Below are 17,456 nucleotides of genomic sequence, written 5' to 3'. Positions count from 1 at the left end.
GTTCACCTTAAAGTGGGTACATTTATTATATTCGATGAATCAATGGGAACATTCCCATTTCTTGTGTGACGAATATTGACACTAGTTATGAGAAATTAAAATGGGAACAGTCCCATAAATTGAATCAGGTCACATTCTAGGCAGAGGTTGTTGGGTTTGATGGGTGATTTCAGCCTCACCAGAGAGCTGCTTGATCAAAGCATTTGCCGCTTTCTTGCCGGCTTCGGTATAGCCAGGATCGACGCTATAGACCTTGGGAAATAGGAAAGAGAGCAGTTCATTACCGCCAACACCAGTCACCAAGACATCTTCACGTCCCAGCTCTTGCAGGCGTTTAATAACGCCCAATGCCAAAGTATCACTGGCACAAACTATGGCTTGAGTGTCCGAGCCGAGCACCTTATCCACCAACTGATAGGCACTCTCATGGTGAAGTTCGCCCACCTGGTAGTTAACTCTGTGATCTTTGCGCTGACACCAATCCAGATAAGCGTTTAGTCGAGATAACCCCGTGGTTCTGTCTTTAGGGTCGACACCTATATAGGCAATCTCATCCAGACCTTGGGACTTTACATGCTCTAAGGCAAGCTCAATCACCATCTGGTTGTCATAGTTGATCGAGGAAAGCTCTGGGTAATCCATGGCGATCACCACCGCCTTGTGCTGCCAAGAGGATAAACTCTCCACATCACAATCGGTAAAACCAAATACGATCACGCCATCCACATTGCGACGTTTGAGTACCTCAAGATGCTCATTAGTCTTGTCACGATCAAACTGACTCTCCATAACCACCACATCATAACCAGCGCTATACAGGGTGCTGAGCATAGTGCCCACCGCTTGGTTTTCAGATGGAGAATCGAGGCGGGAGATAATCACACCCACCACTTTTTGACTGCCCCCGCGCATGGACTGGGCTGATTTGGACGGCACATAGCCGGACTCGGAAATCACCTGCTCAACCTTTTGCCGAGTTTCAGGCTTTACCTTAGGGTCGTTGGTCAGGACGCGAGACACAGTCGACTTGCCGACGCCGGCAAGTTTCGCAATATCAAGAATGGTGAGCTTTTTGGTCATGGATTAGCGAGAGGCGATAAATGCAGGAACATCAGCGATGCTATCTAGAACCGCATCGGCAATGGCTTCACCTTTTTCGGTTACCGGCTTACCTGTGCGCACCAAGATCTTAGTGCCAACACCCGCGGCTTCAGCGGCCATCATATCCTCAGCCTTATCGCCAACCATTACAGATTTAGCCATATCGATCTTCAGGAAGTCTCGCGCTGAGATAAACATACCCGGCTTTGGCTTACGACACTCACAATCTTGCTTGTAATCACCAATGCCATGTTCAGGATGATGCGGGCAGTAATAGATGCCGTCGAACTCCACGCCGTTGTCGGAGAAGTTCCAGTCCATCCATTGAGTAAGAGAAAGGAATCTGTCTTCGCTAAATTTACCTCTAGCGATACCAGATTGGTTGGTCACTAGCACCAGCATATAGCCCTGCTGTTGTAGCTTCTTGGTTGCCTCAAATACACCTTCGATGTATTCAAAGTCATGTTCGTCGTGTACGTATCCGTGATCGACGTTAATTACGCCATCACGATCTAAAAAAACAGCAGGTTTAGCCACCGATACTCTCTCTTATAAGGCAGGTTCACACAGATTATTACACGCTTTGTCATCAGTCGCACACTTCAATTACAGTTTAGACGTCTAGACGTAAAAATATCTATTGACTTGACGCTGTGATCGCCATAGCATTTCAGCAGAATTCACTGCAGTTCCCCAGTTTACAGGTTCATTGATGATAGAAATCAACCAAGTTAACAAGATATTTTACCAAGGCAATCGCCCGATTAATGCCTTAGTAGATATCAATCTTAGCGTCGCAAAAGGCAAGATATTTGGCGTAATCGGCTCCTCTGGTGCCGGTAAAAGTACGCTGATCCGCTGTGTAAATATGCTAGAGGTACCGACTAGCGGCGAAGTGATCGTTGATGGCGTTGATCTAACTAAATTAAATGACAAAGGCCTGTCAGAAGCGCGCCGCAATATCGGCATGATCTTCCAGCACTTCAACCTGCTATCTTCTCGCACCGTATTTGATAACGTTGCCCTGCCACTTGAGCTTGCAGGCCGCGACCGTCAACACATCGAAGCGAAAGTAACGGAACTGCTAGACCTTGTTGGCCTTGCTGACAAGAAAGACACCTATCCAGCTAACCTAAGTGGCGGTCAAAAGCAGCGTGTGGCAATCGCACGTGCACTTTCAAGTGACCCTAAGGTTCTGCTGTGTGATGAGGCGACCAGTGCACTGGATCCTGCTACCACTCAATCTATCCTTGAGCTTCTAAAGACCATCAACCGTCAGCTTGGCATCACGGTTCTTATCATTACCCACGAGATGGACGTAGTGAAGAGCATCTGTCACGAGGTGGCGATTATCGGCGGCGGTAAACTGGTTGAGAAAGGCACTGTAGGCGAAATCTTTGCTCACCCGAAAACAGAGCTAGCACGTAAGTTCATTCGCTCTACCCTTGACCTGTCTATTCCAGAAGACTACGCAGAGCGCCTGACCCAGGATCGCTCAGAGGGCAGTCATCCTCTAGTACGCCTTGAGTTCACAGGTGCAACCGTAGATGAGCCAGTGATCAGCCAGATCACCCGCAAATTTGATATCGATGTATCTATCCTAAGCTCTGATCTCGATTACGCAGGCGGCGTGAAATTCGGCATGCTGGTTGCTGAGCTATTCGGCTCAGAAGAAGCCGACCTTGCCGCAATCAAATATCTAGAACAACACAATGTAAAAGTAGAGGTACTTGGCTATGTCAATTGAGATCATTATGGATTGGTTCAGCCTAAACAGTAACCTTCTGCTGAAAGCGACCTGGGAGACCATCTACATGGTGGCATTTTCTGGTATCGTTGGTTTTGCATTGGGTATTCCGCTAGGTGTTATCCTGCACACCACCAAAAAAGGTGGTCTGCTTGAGAACACTAAGCTAAACGCAGTATTGGGCGCGATCGTAAACATTGGCCGAAGCGTACCTTTCTTGGTACTTATGGTAGCCATCATTCCGTTTACTAAGCTACTTATCGGCACCTTTATCGGTACCACAGCGGCTATCGTACCTCTGACTATCGGCGCTATCCCATTTGTGGCTCGCCTTATCGAGGGTGCACTGCTTGAGGTACCAAGCGGCCTTGTAGAAGCAGCTCAGTCAATGGGCGCAACCCCAATGCAGATTATTTCTAAGGTACTGCTTCCTGAAGCACTGCCTACCATTATTAATACAGTAACCATTACCCTAGTTACCCTAGTGAGCTACTCGGCGATGGCCGGTACCGTTGGTGGCGGTGGCCTAGGTGACGTAGCCATTCGCTATGGCTTCCACCGATATGACGTTACTATCATGGCGGTAACCGTTGTGATGCTGATTGTATTAGTGCAAATCATTCAATCTGTGGGTGACGCACTGGTTCGCAAAGTTGACCACAGATAATTTTATTCCAAGGAGAGATTCATGAAATTCAGTTTGAAGAAGCTATTCGCTATTGCCGTTGCAGCATCTGCTGTTGTTCTAGCAGGTTGTGGTGACAAAGCGGAAGATATGAGCAAGATTAAAGTAGGCGTAATGGCGGGTGCTGAAGCACAGGTTGCTGAAGTTGCAGCAAAAGTAGCTAAAGAGAAGTACGGCCTAGACGTTGAGCTAGTAACCTTCACTGACTATGTAACACCAAACGCTGCACTAGACGACGGCTCTGTTGATATCAACGCATTCCAACACAAGCCATACCTAGACCAGCAAATCGCTGACCGTGGTTACAAGCTAGCTATCGCAGGTAACTCTTTTGTTTACCCAATCGCGGGCTACTCTAAGCAAATCAAATCTGTAGACGAGCTAGAAGACGGTGCACGTATCGCAGTACCAAACGATCCAACTAACCTAGGTCGTTCTCTACTTCTTCTTGAGCAACAAGGTCTGATCAAGCTACGTGAAGGCGTTGGTCTACAAGGCACTGTTCGCGACATCATCGAGAACCCTAAAAACATCGCTATCGTTGAGCTAGACGCTGCACAGCTACCACGCTCTCTAGATGACGTTGCACTTTCTATCATCAACACGACTTACGCGAGCTCTATCGACCTAACTCCTGAGCGCGACGGTGTATTCGTTGAAGACAAAGAGTCTCCATACGTGAACCTAATCGTTTCTCGCGAAGAGAACCTAAACGCTGAAAACGTACAAAACTTCGTTAAAGCGTACCAGACTGACGAAGTGTACAAGGCAGCTTCTGACATCTTCAAAGGTGGCGTAGTTAAGGGCTGGTAATCTCCTCCCCTTTTCTTACAGACATTAAAAAACCGCACTCTTGAGTGCGGTTTTTTGTGCGCATAAGGAAATTAAGCCACCTCGATGCCCTTATTCGCTAGAGAGCGATGCAGGAAGTACATCACGCCGCACAACAGGATACCGACAACTACAGCTGTCATACCCATCGAATAGAAGAAGTCACCGTAGGCATGCATAGAGTGGATTTTGTCGCTGCTGCCTTTCGGCACAGCCACCAGCTTACCTAACTGACCTGAGATCAGGTTCGACATAGACGAGGCTAGATACCAAGCACCCATAGCAAACGCGATCATGCGCGGGTGACAGTAAAGGCCAATCATAGATAGCCCCACAGCGCTCACAAACAGCTCTGCAATGGTCACAACAAAGTAAGACAGGCCAACATAGTTACCACTGGCAATACCCGTCTCATAGCCACTAGAGGCGCCTAACCAAAGTACTAGCATAGCCACACCTGCCAAGATAACACCGACTGCGAACTGATATGGGATGGTAAAGCGTACAAAACGGCTGTAGAACTTAGGCAACATTGAACCGATAGCTAGGATAACCAGCGGGTTGATCAGCTGAAACTGTGCCGGAGCTAGAGTCAAACCTAAGATAGTGAAATCGGTATTGTTCTTGGTGAACATCACCATTGTGGTCGCCATCTGGTTGTACAGCACATAGAACACGATAGCCACGAGAATAAGAAACGCTGCAACCAATTGTTTAGTACGGTCTGCGCCAGTAAGAAGCATGGTGCGGATACAGAAAGCTAGGATACCGATAGTACAACCAAGACCAATCAGGTAAGTGCTGATATAAGGGTTTAGGTACGCCACATAAGCAACCGTATAACCGCCAACTAGGTAAAGCAATACAGGAAGCGTACGCCCTAAAGTCATAGGCTGTTTGTCTAGATCATCTACCACGTTGTCGTAGATCTTGCGCTTGGCGATAAAGTTAAGGGCTGCAGCTGCTTTACCTAGCACCACGATAGCCAGCACTGACATAACGCCATATTGGCTGTTCATAAACATAGGGGCTACAGCGATACCGATAAGCGAACCCACGTTGATCGCCATATAGAAGTAGGTCATACCCGACTTGCTGCCCACTTCATCGCCTTTGTAGATTCGACTCACAAGAGCAGAAGATGGAGAACCTACCATGGCATTTACAGCAGGGATAAGCGCGTAGGCCATGATAAAGGCTTGAGTGCCAAAATCGTGTACATGAGAGCTACCGATATACACCAGCAAATAAGCCACGGCTAGAAGGCAGATACCAAGAGTGATGCCGCGACGAATGCCCAGATACTTATCGATAATAAAACCGCCGATGATAGGCATCATATAGCCGATAGCTTGAGTCACGCCCATAAATTCATAGGCTTGCTCTTCGGTCATACCTAGGCCATCTTTTGCCATAGGTAGTGTCAGGAACAGGATGAAGATGGACATGATCGAGTATGAAGCGAACTGTCCAAAGAAGGTAATGGTGGTTACGTTGAAGACCTGCGAGCGTATTAGCTTGCTGTCATTAGTAACGGGATTTAATGTTGTTTGCAAAATGTGTATCTCTAAGAATGTTTGTAATTATCATTCACGTCCCCCAGCGGGCTTGCGAACGCGGCAAACATATCAAAGATACCCCATCACAAAGTGTGGGTATTTTTACATTCCACTAATGGAATACGCCCAATACCACACACAGTAAAACCAAGTGCATATGAAATCTAAAATCTTACTTATCGGCGTACATTTAACCAACTCAGTGTTCTAAATTAAGCCTCAGCAATGGAGCGACAAGGATACAACACGGACTGTTAGTTGCACTTTGCTCAACCAAAAAAAAATGGCCAGCAAAGCTGACCATTTCGATGTGTTTTGTTAAGCGATTAAAGCTTAAGGCGTGTAGTAGGTTGCCGCACCAGGACCTACTGGTAGACCGAATACGAATACCCACACGTAGAACAGTACTGACCAACCTACGATGAAGCAGATTGAGTACGGTAGCATTGTAGCTACTAGAGTACCGATACCTAGGTTCTTCATGTAGCGAGTTGCTACAGCAAGGATTAGGCCGAAGTAGCTCATCATTGGAGTGATGATGTTCGTCGTTGAGTCACCGATACGGTAAGCCGCCTGGATAGTTTCAGGAGCGTAACCCACTAGCATCAGCATAGGTACGAAGATAGGAGCTGTAACTGCCCACTGAGCAGAAGCAGAACCGATCATCAGGTTGATGAAGCCACACATTAGGATGAAGGCGAAGAACAGCATTGGACCCGTTAGGCCAACTGACTGTAGGAAGTCTGCACCAGCAACCGCGAATACTTGGCCGAAGTTAGTCCACTTAAAGAACGCAACAAACTGAGCTGCGAAGAATACAAGTACGATGTACATGCCCATAGAAGACATAGACTTCGACATTGCATTGATCACGTCACGGTCAGTCTTCATAGTGCCAGTTACGCGACCGTATACAAAGCCTGGGATAGCAAAGAATACGAAGATAAAGGCTACGATACTCTTAAGGAACGGAGAACCAGCGATTAGACCAGTTTCAGGGTGACGCAGTGCGCCCCACTCAGGAACAACTGTCAGAGCAAGAACCGCACTCACACCTAGAACAGCGATACCCGCAAGCTTAAGACCACGTTTTTCTTCAGAAGTTAGAGAGCCCATGCTGTCGCCAGACAGGTCTTCTGAAGCTTCTTCGTCGTTGTATTTACCAAGCTTAGGTTCAACAATCTTCTCAGTTACAAATGCACCTGTAATCGCGATGAAGAAAGTCGAGATAAACATGAAGTACCAGTTTGACTCAGGACCAACGGTGTACGTTGGATCGATCATTTGAGCCGCAGTCTCAGTAATACCTGATAGAAGCGGATCAACGGTACCGATTAGAAGGTTTGCAGAGTAACCACCTGATACACCAGCAAATGCTGCAGCTAGACCAGCCAGTGGGTGACGACCCAAAGAGTGGAACAACATAGCCGCAAGAGGAATTAGAACTACGTAACCTAATTCTGATGCTGTGTTAGAGATGATACCAGCAAATACAACCGCTACAGTAACCATGCGCTGAGAAGCGCCCATTACTAGACCACGCATAGCTGCAGAAAGCAGACCAGAGTGCTCAGCGATTGCAACACCTAGCATAGCTACAAGAACTGTACCTAGAGGTGCGAAACCAGTGAAGTTAGTTACTAGGTTAGTAACGATAAGACGCAGGCCTTCACCATTAAGTAGACTTACTACTTGGATAACACCGTCAGCCGCGCGGCCTGGTGCTCCTTCTGGGCGAGGGTCCATTACTGAAACCTCGAAATAACCTGCAATGCCTGACAGTACTAAGATACCCACACAAAAAATTGCAAACAAAGTGATTGGGTGTGGTAATAGGTTGCCTAGATACTCTACGCCATCCAGAAATCGGGTGAATAGAGGCTTTTTAGGCGGTCGATGTGTTTGTGAAGCAGATGTGCTCATCTGTATCTCCTTTTAATTTTAATATTCTTTTTTTGCTGCTAAACCGCGTTGTAGCACGTCAATCCCATGACTGCTGCAAAAAATGAGCGGGCAACATACCCCACACCGCATAATTTTTAAAGAGTGAAAAACCTCGCTATAGTTGTAAAAAATAGCAATAAATGTAAATTTTCCTTTAACAGTGGGCTTAAACCCCTGATGTACTAACAAGATCTAGCTATTCATAATTCTTTACATTTAACTTTGTCTAATTTGGCAAAGTTTGTAATTATGTGACCTAAGACATAAAAATTCGTGGTCGTTTCGGCGACATTTGACTCTTTTTGAACTACGCAACCCCATGCATACACTAACTCCAATCGGAAAAATCCGAACTCCATACAAAGAAAAGTTCGCCATTCCACGTCAACCGAACCTTGCGCCAGATGTGGTCACTGAGCTGCACCTTATTGACGAGGTGAATAATGAAGCCACGGTTCGTGAGCTCGAGCAGTTCTCTCATCTGTGGCTGCTATTCCTATTCGATCAGAATATCGAGGCGGGCTGGAAACCAACCGTGAGGCCACCAAGGCTAGGTGGTAACAAACGAGTGGGCGTATTCGCCAGCCGTTCTACCTTTAGGCCTAACGCTATCGGCATGTCAGCGGTGGAGCTGCGAGAAGTGGTAATAGAAAAAGGAAATGTGGTTATCCGCTTGGGCAATGTGGACTTGGTGGATGGCACACCGATTATCGATATCAAGCCGTATATCCCCTACTCAGATTCCATACCTGAAGCAAAAGGGGGATACGCTGAAGAGCCTCCACAGTCTAAACCAGTGACCTTCAGTGAAGGTGCCCTAGCTGTGCTGAACAAAGAAAAGGATGCAGCATATAAGCAGACCGCATTGGAGCAAATCCTCTCTCAAGACCCCCGTCCTGCTTACAAGCAAGATAAACAAGACTTGAAAGTTTATGCAGTTCAGTTGTTTGATTGGGATGTTAGCTTCCAAGTAATTGATGAAAGCATAGTGGTTACAGGGGTAAAGCCCCTTACCTAATGACATTAGCTCTTTAGCGATAAGCAATTGACTGCTATTATAGAGGGCTTAATTTCCTAGGGATCTCCTAGGAATTTTCTTTTTTATATAGACAACGGAAAGCTTAAATGCGTACCAGTAATTACCTAGTTTCTACCCTTAAAGAAACGCCAAATGACGCCGAGGTAATTAGCCATCAGCTAATGCTTCGTGCGGGTATGATTCGTAAACTTGCATCAGGTCTTTACACTTGGCTACCCACAGGTTTGCGTGTACTGCGTAAAGTAGAGAACATTGTTCGCCAAGAGATCGATAATGCAGGTGCAGTCGAGACTTTGATGCCCGTTGTCCAACCCTTCGACCTTTGGGAAGAGACAGGCCGCAGCGAAAAGATGGGCCCAGAGCTACTTAGCTTTACCGACCGTCACGAGCGTCCGTTTGTACTGAGCCCAACAGCGGAAGAGGTTATCACTAGCCTAGTACGCAACGAAGTAAGCTCTTATAAGCAACTGCCTCTGAACCTATATCAGATCCAGACTAAATTCCGTGATGAGCGTCGTCCACGTTTCGGTGTAATGCGCGCACGTGAATTCTCTATGATGGATGCATACAGCTTTGATATCGACAAAGCAGGTCTAGAGAAGTCTTACGAAGCAATGCACGCGGCATACTGCAAGGCGTTCGACCGCATGGGTCTGGACTACCGTCCAGTACTGGCTGACACCGGTGCTATCGGTGGTAGTGGCTCACACGAGTTCCACGTACTGGCAGAGAGCGGTGAAGACCTAATCGCCTTCTCTTCTGAGTCTGACTACGCGGCAAACATCGAAAAAGCAGAAGCACTAGCGCCTGCTGATGCAGCTGACGCACCGACTCAAGAGATGATACTGGTTGATACGCCAAACGCTAAGACTATCGCTGAGCTTGTTGAACAGTTCGAAATGCCTATCGAGAAGACGGTTAAGACTCTATTCGTTAAAGCGTCTGAAGAGATTGATGCTCCGCTTATCGGTCTGATCATCCGTGGTGACCATGAGCTAAACGAAGTGAAAGCTGAGAACCTGGCCGAGGTTGCTTCTCCACTAGAGATGGCAACAGAGGAAGAGATCCGCGCAGCTATCGGTGCAGGTCCTGGTTCACTTGGCCCAGTTAACCTAGAGCTTCCGTTCATCGTTGATCGCAGCGTTGCAGTAATGAGCGACTTTGGTGCAGGTGCGAACGTAGACGACAAACACTACTTCGGCATCAACTGGGGTCGTGACGTTGAGTTAGGTCAGGTTGAAGACCTACGTAACGTAGTAGAGGGCGATCCAAGCCCATGTGGCAAAGGTGTTATCGGCCTTAAGCGTGGTATCGAAGTTGGTCATATCTTCCAACTTGGTACTAACTACTCTGAGAAGATGAACTGTAGCGTCCTTGATTCGAACGGTAAAAATGCTGTTCTAGAAATGGGCTGCTACGGCATCGGTGTTTCTCGCGTAGTTGCTGCGGCAATCGAGCAAAACCACGATGAAAACGGCATCATTTGGCCTGAAGCTATTGCGCCATTCCAGGTAGCTATCGTGCCGATGAACATGCACAAATCAGAGCGCGTTAAAGAAGCGGCAGAAAAACTATACGCTGACCTAACCGCACAAGGTATCGAAGTGCTATTCGATGACCGTAAAGAGCGCCCAGGTGTAATGTTTAAGGACATCGAGCTAATCGGTATTCCTCACACTGTTGTGATCGGCGATCGCAGCATGGACAACGGCCACTTCGAATACAAGAGCCGTAAAGATGGTGAGAAAGTACCGGTAGAGATGGACAACATCCTTGAGCACCTAAAAGCTCAAATGAAATAATTTTTAGTTTTAAGGCAGCCTAGGCTGCCTTTTGTTTTTTGAGGGTAAACCATGAAAGTATATGACTGCTGTGACCTAGTGCGTGAACTATACGCACAGATTGGAAGTGGCGACCAAGCCTATATTCCACAAGCGATCACCTGTGCACTAAAGGCACTAAACGATATCGCTGCAGATGAATCTCTAGCAAAAGAAGTACGCGAAAAAGCGGCCTTTGCTGCGGCTAACCTGCTTATCTCAGACTTCGAGGACTAAGCATGAACCTAGCTAACTTCGAAACCATGGATGTGGTGATGCTGATGAGCATAGTGAACATGAAGCTTCGCGATGACTTCGGCGGTGACCTAGATGCGCTAGCTAAGACCTTCGACATCGATAAGCAAGCCCTTATCGACCGCCTAGCAACTGGCGGATTCGAGTGGCTAGCCGAAGCTAAGCAGTTCAGATAAAAATAAAGCCAGTGATTTCTCACTGGCTTTTTCGTTGAGTCTTATTAAATCTCAAACAGCTGATAATCCTTCAATTCAGGAATGCTTTGAACCACTCCCTTTTCCTGCTCAGCCAGAGACTTCATTGAATCGCAGTACTCCTCGGCTTGCTTCTGGATCTGTTTAGAGTTCTCTTTTAGCTTGCCCTCAACAGAAGCCTTAAGCTTTGCCATTTCCTCTTGAAGGGCAGTGAAGTTGATACCGTCTTCCGACTTCATCTTCTCCTGCAGAACACTAAATGCGCTGGCAAAGAACTCGCGATTAAACACCTCTCGCGCGGAATCGAAGTCTTGTTTCCAGTTTTGATAGACATCCTCGAATGTATCTGGCTTTAATACCATTTCACCGTTTTGATAGTAGCGAGCCTCAAGCTGATTATAAAAATCGATCACAGCTTGGCGCACGTTCTCAAAGGCATCGGTATTATCAAAAGAGGCCGACAGCTCATCGATGATCTCATTGGCTACATCTAAACCTGATTGCACGATATCTCGAGCCTGAGGGACATATTCATTTAAACGCTGACGATAATCCTCAAGCATCTTTTCTTGCTCTGGACTTAGAGCAACAGATTTACCTTGGATAGTCAGTCCCTTACCTTCTTCAAGCTCAGCACTGTTGCCTTGTCTGTCTATGATGGTGACATTCTTACCATCTAAATGAAGCTCTTGGTTGATATCGATCGGGCAAGTTTGAGCAGGCATCTCTTTCGCCTGTGCTACCCCTGCCATAAAGCCAAGGCTCATCAATCCCGTCATTGCTAAGGTGCGTGATGCACTTCGCCACATAGTCTATTTCCTTTAATCCGCTCATTAGGAAGAAGTTGTATTATCCAGCAAGCTCAACTGCTTGGCTACCGCCTCTGACTGCAACATAACATTGAGGCCCAAAAGGCGTATCTCTCGCCCCTGTTGCCGTGTAAGCACCTGTTCAAGCAGCGAATGAAACGCCACTTGCTCAAGCTGTTTGGAGCCACACTCTATGGTGGTGGTCTGAAAATCAGCAAATTTCACCTTGATGCCTTGCTTGGTGATCTCTCGCCCTGTCTTTGCTAGCCTCTGCTTCAGTTCAGGGTAGAGCTTATCTTGGATCACCTGCCAGCACTCATCGAAACTTGAGATATTCTTGCTAAAGGTGCGCTCTACCCCAACCGACTTACGCTCACGCTCCACCTGCACTGAGCGCCTATCCACCCCGTGACAGCGCTTCCACAAGGATGCCCCCAAGCGGCCATATTTGATTAATAGCTCTCGATAGTCGCTGCGACGAACATCCTCTCCCACATACAGGCCACCGCGATTGAGTTTTTGCACCGCAACCTTACCAACACCTGGTATCTTCTGCAGTGGCATCTCATCGATAAAAGACTGCACCTGGCTCGGCGGAATGACATATTGACCATTGGGCTTATTAAGATCGGAAGCTACCTTGGCCAGAAACTTGATTGGGGCCACACCGGCAGAAGCGGTTAGGCCCGTTTCATCGAGAATATCCTTGCGGATAGCCTCTGCAATTAAGGTAGCTGAACCTTTGTGCTGAGTACACTCGGTCACATCTAGATAGGCTTCATCTAACGAAAGAGGCTCAATGATCTTGGTATAGCGAGCAAAGATAGCGCGGATCTGCGCAGAGACATCTTTATAGACCTGCATACGTCCAGGCACTACCAGCAATTGCGGACAGAGCTTTTTCGCCTGCGCCGTAGGCATCGCAGAGCGAATACCAAACTTGCGCGCCTCATAGTTACAGGTGCTGAGCACTCCCCTCTGCGCTTCATTACCACCTACGGCTAATGGACGACCACGATATTGAGGGAAATCACGCATCTCGACCGCAGCATAGAAGCAGTCCATATCAATATGGATAATCTTGCGGTCAAAGTTAGGCTTTATATACTGTTTGGACATACAGTTATATTAACTCATTTCCTTGCGTCAGACTCATAAATTTTTGATCTGATAGACACTAAGATCCGATAACTAGTGCTAATATTCGTCGATTTTCCTACAAAAAGGGAGAAAGAAAATCATGACTACCATTTTGCAGGGTATGCAGATGCTGTTCGTTGCCTTCGGCGCGCTGGTTCTGGTCCCTCTTCTTACTGGTCTCGACCCTAACGTTGCTCTATTCGGCGCAGGTATCGGTACCCTACTTTTTCAATTTATCACCAAACGCTCTGTTCCAATTTTCCTCGCTTCCTCTTTCGCATTTATAGCTCCTATTCTTTATGGCGTTCAAACCTGGGGTGTAGCCGCTACCATGGGCGGTCTAATGGCTGCGGGTGTGGTGTACGTACTTCTGGGTGGGCTTATCCATCTTCGCGGTGTGCAGATTATCCATAAACTGCTTCCACCTGTGGTTGTAGGCCCTGTGATCATGGTGATCGGCCTTGGTCTTGCACCTGTTGCAGTAAATATGGCTCTAGGTAAGACAGGTGATGGTGCGGTTCAGCTTGTGGACGGCAATATCGCCCTATGGATTGCACTGGCATCACTTCTAACCACCATTATCGTAAGCGTATATGCAAAGGGCTTTTTGAAGCTGCTACCTATTTTTTCTGGTATCGCAGTGGGTTATGCGCTTAGCCTAATGGCGGGCATCGTTGATTTCACGCCTGTGCAGCAAGCGGCTTGGTTTGGTCTTCCAAACTTCACCGCACCAGAGTTCAACATCAATGCCATCCTATTTATGATCCCTGTGGCGATTGCCCCAGCAGTAGAGCACGTAGGTGACATGCTGGCTATCTCCAACGTAACGGGTAAAGACTATCTCAAGAAGCCGGGTCTTCATCGCACCATGACAGGTGACGGGGTGGCAACTATGGCTGCGAGTATGATCGGTGCTCCACCGAATACTACCTACAGTGAAGTGACCGGCGCGGTAATGCTGACTAAGGCATACAACCCTAAGATCATGACCTATGCTGCGATCACGGCTATCGTGCTGGCGCTAGTAGGCAAACTAGGTGGCATCCTACAAACCATTCCGGTTCCAGTTATGGGCGGTATTATGATGCTACTATTTGGCTCAATCGCTACCGTAGGTCTAAACACCCTTATCAAGAATCAGGTGGACCTGCACCAATCACGTAACCTAGTAATCGTGGGTGTAACTCTGGTGTTTGGTATCGGTGGTATGGCGTTTGGTGTGGGTGACTTCAGCCTGCAAGGTATCAGCCTATGCGGTATCGTAGCTATCCTGCTAAACCTATTCCTACCTAAGAATCTTGGTGAGAGCCAAGTTGCTGAAAATGCACAAATGGAAGAGAAATCCTAAAAAGCCTATCTTTCTAGTAGATATTGATAAGCAAAATACAAAAACCGAGCTAATATAGCTCGGTTTTTTCAATTTAAGTGTAAGAGTACGTAGCAAAAGTCGGCATTTATTATCTAATATTTAAATTCGTTCCGACCTAGTGATTAGGACTCTAACTTTCTATTAGGAATCAATGTATTGGACGCGACCTCAGAGGTGACCCCACCAGTTGTACGTTTATCCGGGATCAGCAAGAGCTTTTCTGGAAAAGAGATCATCAGCAACTTGTCATTGGATGTGAATCATGGCGAGTTTCTTACCATACTTGGCCCCTCTGGCTGCGGTAAAACCACAGTATTAAGATTGATTGCAGGCTTCGAATCTGTCGATTCAGGAAGCATAGTGCTTGGCGAACTAGACGTTACCCAGCTTCAGCCAGAGCAAAGAAACGTCAACACAGTATTTCAAAGCTACGCCCTATTCCCGCACATGACCATCTTCGATAACGTCGCCTTCGGCCTGCGTATGCAGGGCGCTAACAGTGACGAGATAAAGACGCGCGTTACAGAAGCGCTCAAGATGGTACGCCTTGAAGAGATGGCGCACCGACGCCCCGATCAACTCTCCGGCGGACAGCAGCAGCGTATCGCTATTGCTCGAGCGGTAGTGAACAAACCTAAGGTATTACTGCTAGACGAATCTCTTTCAGCGCTGGACTACAAACTGCGCAAACAGATGCAGATTGAGTTAAAGCAGCTGCAACGACAGCTCGGCATCACCTTTGTGTTCGTTACCCACGATCAAGAGGAAGCATTGTCTATGTCTGACCGCATTATCGTTATGCGCGACGGTGTGATTGAGCAAGATGGTACTCCAAAAGAGATCTACGAAGAGCCAAAGAACCTGTTTGTGGCGAGCTTTATCGGTGAGATCAACGTCTTCCCCGCTAAGGTGAAAAGTCGCTTGGATGAAAAACGCATTCTGGCTGAGATCGAAGGTGTCGACTCTGTAGTCTTCTATGAGGGAGAGGTTTCCGAGCAGCAGTCTATTCAAGTGCTACTGCGCCCTGAAGATATTCGCCTAGAAGAGATCAGCGAAAAAGAAGATAAGGGCATCGTCGGTCACGTCACTGAACGAATCTATAAGGGCATGACCCTAGACTCTATCGTCGAAACCGAGTCCGGACAGCGCGTCATGGTCAGCGAATTCTTCAACGAAGACGACCCGGATGTGGACCACTCTTTAGGGCAAAAGGTGGCTATCACCTGGATAGAAAGCTGGGAAGTAGTGCTTAGCGATACAGCGGGAAGCGAGAGCCATGGGTAGTGTCTTAACCCTAAGAAACTCCATCATTGCCTTGATAGTCGGTTGGCTAGGGCTGTTTGTATTTATCCCCAACCTGATGATCATAGGGACGAGCTTTCTCACTCGTGATGAAGCCAACCTCATTCAGATGGTGTTTACCTTAGATAATTATTATCGACTGTTCGACCCGCTGTACGCCAAAGTTCTTGGGCATTCTTTCTATATGGCATCAGTGGCAACCCTGCTCTGCTTGCTCATCGGCTACCCGTTTGCCTATATCATCGCTAAGATGCCTGCGCGCTGGCAGCCTTTTATGCTGTTTTTGGTCATTATTCCCTTCTGGACCAACTCGCTTATCCGTACCTACGGCCTCAAGATAGTGTTAGGCACCCAAGGGATACTGAACAAGAGTCTGATGGCACTGGATATCATCGACAAGCCAATACGCATCATGTTCACCGAAACGGCAGTCATGATAGGTCTGGTCTATATCCTGCTGCCATTCATGATCTTGCCCCTCTACTCGGCTATCGAAAAACTGGACAAGAACTACATCGAAGCGGCCAGAGACCTAGGAGCAAACAAGTTTCAGACCTTTACCAAGGTAATACTGCCTCTTACCATGCCGGGCATTATCGGTGGTTGTCTGCTGGTACTTCTGCCTGCGTTGGGTATGTTCTATGTCTCTGATCTGCTTGGAGGTGCGAAGAATCTGCTGATTGGTAACGTCATCAAGAGTCAGGTTCTCAATGCCAGAGACTGGCCATTTGGCGCGGCTACCAGTATTGCCCTAACCATAGCTATGGCACTGTTGCTGTATGCCTATTATCGAGCCAGTAAGCTGCTCAATAGAAAACTGGAGTTAGAATAATGGGTCGCTCACTTAGATTTAGCTTTATGACCTTGGTGTATGCCTTCTTATACCTGCCTATCATAGTGCTAATCGTCAATTCATTTAATGCCAGCAAGTTCGGTATCAAGTGGGGCGGATGGACCACTAAATGGTATGAGGCCTTGGTCTACAATGACAGCTTGATGCAGGCCGCATGGCATTCACTGCAGGTTGCTGTCTTCTCGTCCATCGTCGCAACCCTGATTGGCACCCTAACGGCAGTGGCGCTATTTCGTTATCAGTTTAAGGGTAAGTCTGCGGTTAACGGCATGCTGTTTGTGGTGATGATGTCGCCCGATATTGTAATGGCGATTTCATTACTGGCGCTGTTTTTGGTGCTCGGGGCGCAACTGGGCTTCTTTACCCTGCTAGTAGCTCACGTCACCTTCTGTTTGCCCTTTGTGGTGGTGTCTGTATTCACCCGATTAAAAGGCTTTGACGTTAAGATGCTAGAGGCAGCAAAGGACCTAGGTGCCAGTGAATGGGTGATACTCAAACAGATCATCTATCCGTTGGCAAAACCGGCAATCGCTGCGGGCTGGCTGCTTAGCTTCACCCTATCTCTGGACGATGTAATCATTAGCTCTTTTGTGACTGGCCCTACCTACGAGATATTACCGCTCAAGATATACTCTATGGTTAAGGTTGGCATCTCACCTGAGGTCAACGCATTAGCGACTATAATGTTGATCGTCTCTCTGGCTTTGGTCGCCATTTCTCAGTTAATTTCCAGAAGCAATGTGAACCAAAACTCTTAGATTGAACCTGTTTGTATCACCCCTAATTGGGTTAGATTGAGATATAAATC

At 47.4% G+C, this 17,456-nt stretch carries 17 protein-coding genes; 11 read left to right on the top strand and 6 right to left on the bottom strand.

Annotated features, from left to right (window positions below):
- Positions 1 to 129: 129 nt before the first annotated feature.
- Both treR and gmhB read right to left on the bottom strand, forming a co-directional pair.
- A complete protein-coding gene (treR, locus tag Pcarn_RS03135) occupies positions 130 to 1,080 on the bottom strand; it encodes a trehalose operon repressor TreR (RefSeq protein WP_261834949.1) in 951 nt (316 codons plus the stop codon).
- Between the two features lie 3 nt (positions 1,081 to 1,083).
- Complete coding sequence (gene gmhB / locus Pcarn_RS03130) at positions 1,084 to 1,638, bottom strand: D-glycero-beta-D-manno-heptose 1,7-bisphosphate 7-phosphatase (protein ID WP_261834948.1); 555 nt, start codon at positions 1,636 to 1,638, stop codon at positions 1,084 to 1,086.
- 175 nt (positions 1,639 to 1,813) lie between these two features.
- Here gmhB and metN point away from each other — a divergent pair, with 175 nt between their 5' ends.
- From metN to Pcarn_RS03115, 3 genes are read left to right on the top strand one after another with little or no spacing between them, the layout of a single operon-like run.
- A complete protein-coding gene (gene metN / locus Pcarn_RS03125; protein ID WP_261834947.1) occupies positions 1,814 to 2,848 on the top strand; it encodes a methionine ABC transporter ATP-binding protein MetN in 1,035 nt (344 codons plus the stop codon).
- On the top strand, positions 2,838 to 3,515 hold the full coding sequence (locus Pcarn_RS03120) for a methionine ABC transporter permease (protein WP_261834946.1): 678 nt from the start codon (positions 2,838 to 2,840) through the stop codon (positions 3,513 to 3,515). Before metN ends, Pcarn_RS03120 begins: the two co-directional genes overlap by 11 nt.
- A 21-nt stretch (positions 3,516 to 3,536) precedes the next feature.
- Positions 3,537 to 4,346, top strand: a complete 810-nt coding sequence (locus tag Pcarn_RS03115; RefSeq protein WP_261834945.1) for a MetQ/NlpA family lipoprotein — start codon at positions 3,537 to 3,539, stop codon at positions 4,344 to 4,346.
- 71 nt (positions 4,347 to 4,417) lie between these two features.
- On the opposite strand, the gene Pcarn_RS03110 is transcribed toward Pcarn_RS03115, so the two are convergent.
- Both Pcarn_RS03110 and Pcarn_RS03105 read right to left on the bottom strand, forming a co-directional pair.
- A complete protein-coding gene (locus Pcarn_RS03110) occupies positions 4,418 to 5,920 on the bottom strand; it encodes a peptide MFS transporter (RefSeq protein WP_261834944.1) in 1,503 nt (500 codons plus the stop codon).
- Positions 5,921 to 6,256: 336 nt separating this feature from the next.
- Positions 6,257 to 7,846, bottom strand: coding sequence for an AbgT family transporter (locus tag Pcarn_RS03105; protein WP_261834943.1), 1,590 nt, complete (start codon positions 7,844 to 7,846; stop codon positions 6,257 to 6,259).
- A 340-nt stretch (positions 7,847 to 8,186) separates the two neighbouring features.
- Here Pcarn_RS03105 and tsaA point away from each other — a divergent pair, with 340 nt between their 5' ends.
- From tsaA to Pcarn_RS03085, 4 genes are all read left to right on the top strand, one after another.
- Positions 8,187 to 8,885 (top strand): tRNA (N6-threonylcarbamoyladenosine(37)-N6)-methyltransferase TrmO, encoded by a 699-nt coding sequence (gene tsaA / locus Pcarn_RS03100; protein ID WP_261834942.1) that lies wholly within the window; start codon positions 8,187 to 8,189, stop codon positions 8,883 to 8,885.
- A 107-nt stretch (positions 8,886 to 8,992) separates the two neighbouring features.
- Positions 8,993 to 10,708 carry a proline--tRNA ligase gene (locus Pcarn_RS03095; protein WP_261834941.1) on the top strand — a complete coding sequence of 572 codons (1,716 nt, stop codon included), beginning with the start codon at positions 8,993 to 8,995 and terminating at the stop codon, positions 10,706 to 10,708.
- Positions 10,709 to 10,759: 51 nt separating this feature from the next.
- A complete protein-coding gene (locus tag Pcarn_RS03090) occupies positions 10,760 to 10,963 on the top strand; it encodes a YaeP family protein (protein WP_261834940.1) in 204 nt (67 codons plus the stop codon).
- 2 nt (positions 10,964 to 10,965) lie between these two features.
- Positions 10,966 to 11,157 carry a DUF4250 domain-containing protein gene (locus tag Pcarn_RS03085; protein ID WP_261834939.1) on the top strand — a complete coding sequence of 64 codons (192 nt, stop codon included), beginning with the start codon at positions 10,966 to 10,968 and terminating at the stop codon, positions 11,155 to 11,157.
- Positions 11,158 to 11,201: 44 nt separating this feature from the next.
- On the opposite strand, the gene Pcarn_RS03080 is transcribed toward Pcarn_RS03085, so the two are convergent.
- Positions 11,202 to 11,984, bottom strand: a complete 783-nt coding sequence (locus tag Pcarn_RS03080; protein WP_261834938.1) for a YggN family protein — start codon at positions 11,982 to 11,984, stop codon at positions 11,202 to 11,204.
- 24 nt (positions 11,985 to 12,008) lie between these two features.
- Entirely contained in the window at positions 12,009 to 13,103 is a 1,095-nt protein-coding gene (gene dinB / locus Pcarn_RS03075; protein WP_261834937.1) for a DNA polymerase IV, read from the bottom strand.
- Between the two features lie 121 nt (positions 13,104 to 13,224).
- Here dinB and Pcarn_RS03070 point away from each other — a divergent pair, with 121 nt between their 5' ends.
- The 4 genes from Pcarn_RS03070 to potC all read left to right on the top strand — a co-directional run bounded on the left by Pcarn_RS03070 (position 13,225) and on the right by potC (position 17,406).
- Positions 13,225 to 14,472 carry a uracil-xanthine permease family protein gene (locus Pcarn_RS03070; protein ID WP_261834936.1) on the top strand — a complete coding sequence of 416 codons (1,248 nt, stop codon included), beginning with the start codon at positions 13,225 to 13,227 and terminating at the stop codon, positions 14,470 to 14,472.
- Between the two features lie 177 nt (positions 14,473 to 14,649).
- Positions 14,650 to 15,777: a spermidine/putrescine ABC transporter ATP-binding protein PotA gene (gene potA, locus Pcarn_RS03065; RefSeq protein ID WP_261834935.1), complete on the top strand. Its 1,128-nt coding sequence runs from the start codon at positions 14,650 to 14,652 to the stop codon at positions 15,775 to 15,777.
- The gene (gene potB, locus Pcarn_RS03060) at positions 15,770 to 16,627 is read left to right on the top strand and encodes a spermidine/putrescine ABC transporter permease PotB (protein ID WP_261834934.1); all 858 of its coding nucleotides are present in this window, start codon (positions 15,770 to 15,772) and stop codon (positions 16,625 to 16,627) included. Before potA ends, potB begins: the two co-directional genes overlap by 8 nt.
- The gene (gene potC / locus Pcarn_RS03055) at positions 16,627 to 17,406 is read left to right on the top strand and encodes a spermidine/putrescine ABC transporter permease PotC (RefSeq protein WP_261834933.1); all 780 of its coding nucleotides are present in this window, start codon (positions 16,627 to 16,629) and stop codon (positions 17,404 to 17,406) included. Before potB ends, potC begins: the two co-directional genes overlap by 1 nt.
- Positions 17,407 to 17,456: the final 50 nt, after the last annotated feature.

Source organism: Vibrio ishigakensis, assembly GCF_024347675.1.
GTDB classification, from domain to species: Bacteria; Pseudomonadota; Gammaproteobacteria; order Enterobacterales; family Vibrionaceae; genus Vibrio; species Vibrio ishigakensis.
Note: the sequence above shows the minus strand (reverse complement) of the source record. Positions and strands in the feature narration are given on the sequence as shown.

Coding starts and splice junctions, on each gene's coding strand:
- treR (WP_261834949.1), bottom strand. CDS start 1,080: ATGACCAAAAAGCTCACCATTCTTGATATTGCGAAACTTGCCGGCGTC.
- metN (WP_261834947.1), top strand. CDS start 1,814: ATGATAGAAATCAACCAAGTTAACAAGATATTTTACCAAGGCAATCGC.
- Pcarn_RS03120 (WP_261834946.1), top strand. CDS start 2,838: ATGTCAATTGAGATCATTATGGATTGGTTCAGCCTAAACAGTAACCTT.
- Pcarn_RS03115 (WP_261834945.1), top strand. CDS start 3,537: ATGAAATTCAGTTTGAAGAAGCTATTCGCTATTGCCGTTGCAGCATCT.
- Pcarn_RS03105 (WP_261834943.1), bottom strand. CDS start 7,846: ATGAGCACATCTGCTTCACAAACACATCGACCGCCTAAAAAGCCTCTA.
- tsaA (WP_261834942.1), top strand. CDS start 8,187: ATGCATACACTAACTCCAATCGGAAAAATCCGAACTCCATACAAAGAA.
- Pcarn_RS03095 (WP_261834941.1), top strand. CDS start 8,993: ATGCGTACCAGTAATTACCTAGTTTCTACCCTTAAAGAAACGCCAAAT.
- Pcarn_RS03090 (WP_261834940.1), top strand. CDS start 10,760: ATGAAAGTATATGACTGCTGTGACCTAGTGCGTGAACTATACGCACAG.
- Pcarn_RS03085 (WP_261834939.1), top strand. CDS start 10,966: ATGAACCTAGCTAACTTCGAAACCATGGATGTGGTGATGCTGATGAGC.
- Pcarn_RS03080 (WP_261834938.1), bottom strand. CDS start 11,984: ATGTGGCGAAGTGCATCACGCACCTTAGCAATGACGGGATTGATGAGC.
- dinB (WP_261834937.1), bottom strand. CDS start 13,103: ATGTCCAAACAGTATATAAAGCCTAACTTTGACCGCAAGATTATCCAT.
- Pcarn_RS03070 (WP_261834936.1), top strand. CDS start 13,225: ATGACTACCATTTTGCAGGGTATGCAGATGCTGTTCGTTGCCTTCGGC.
- potB (WP_261834934.1), top strand. CDS start 15,770: ATGGGTAGTGTCTTAACCCTAAGAAACTCCATCATTGCCTTGATAGTC.
- potC (WP_261834933.1), top strand. CDS start 16,627: ATGGGTCGCTCACTTAGATTTAGCTTTATGACCTTGGTGTATGCCTTC.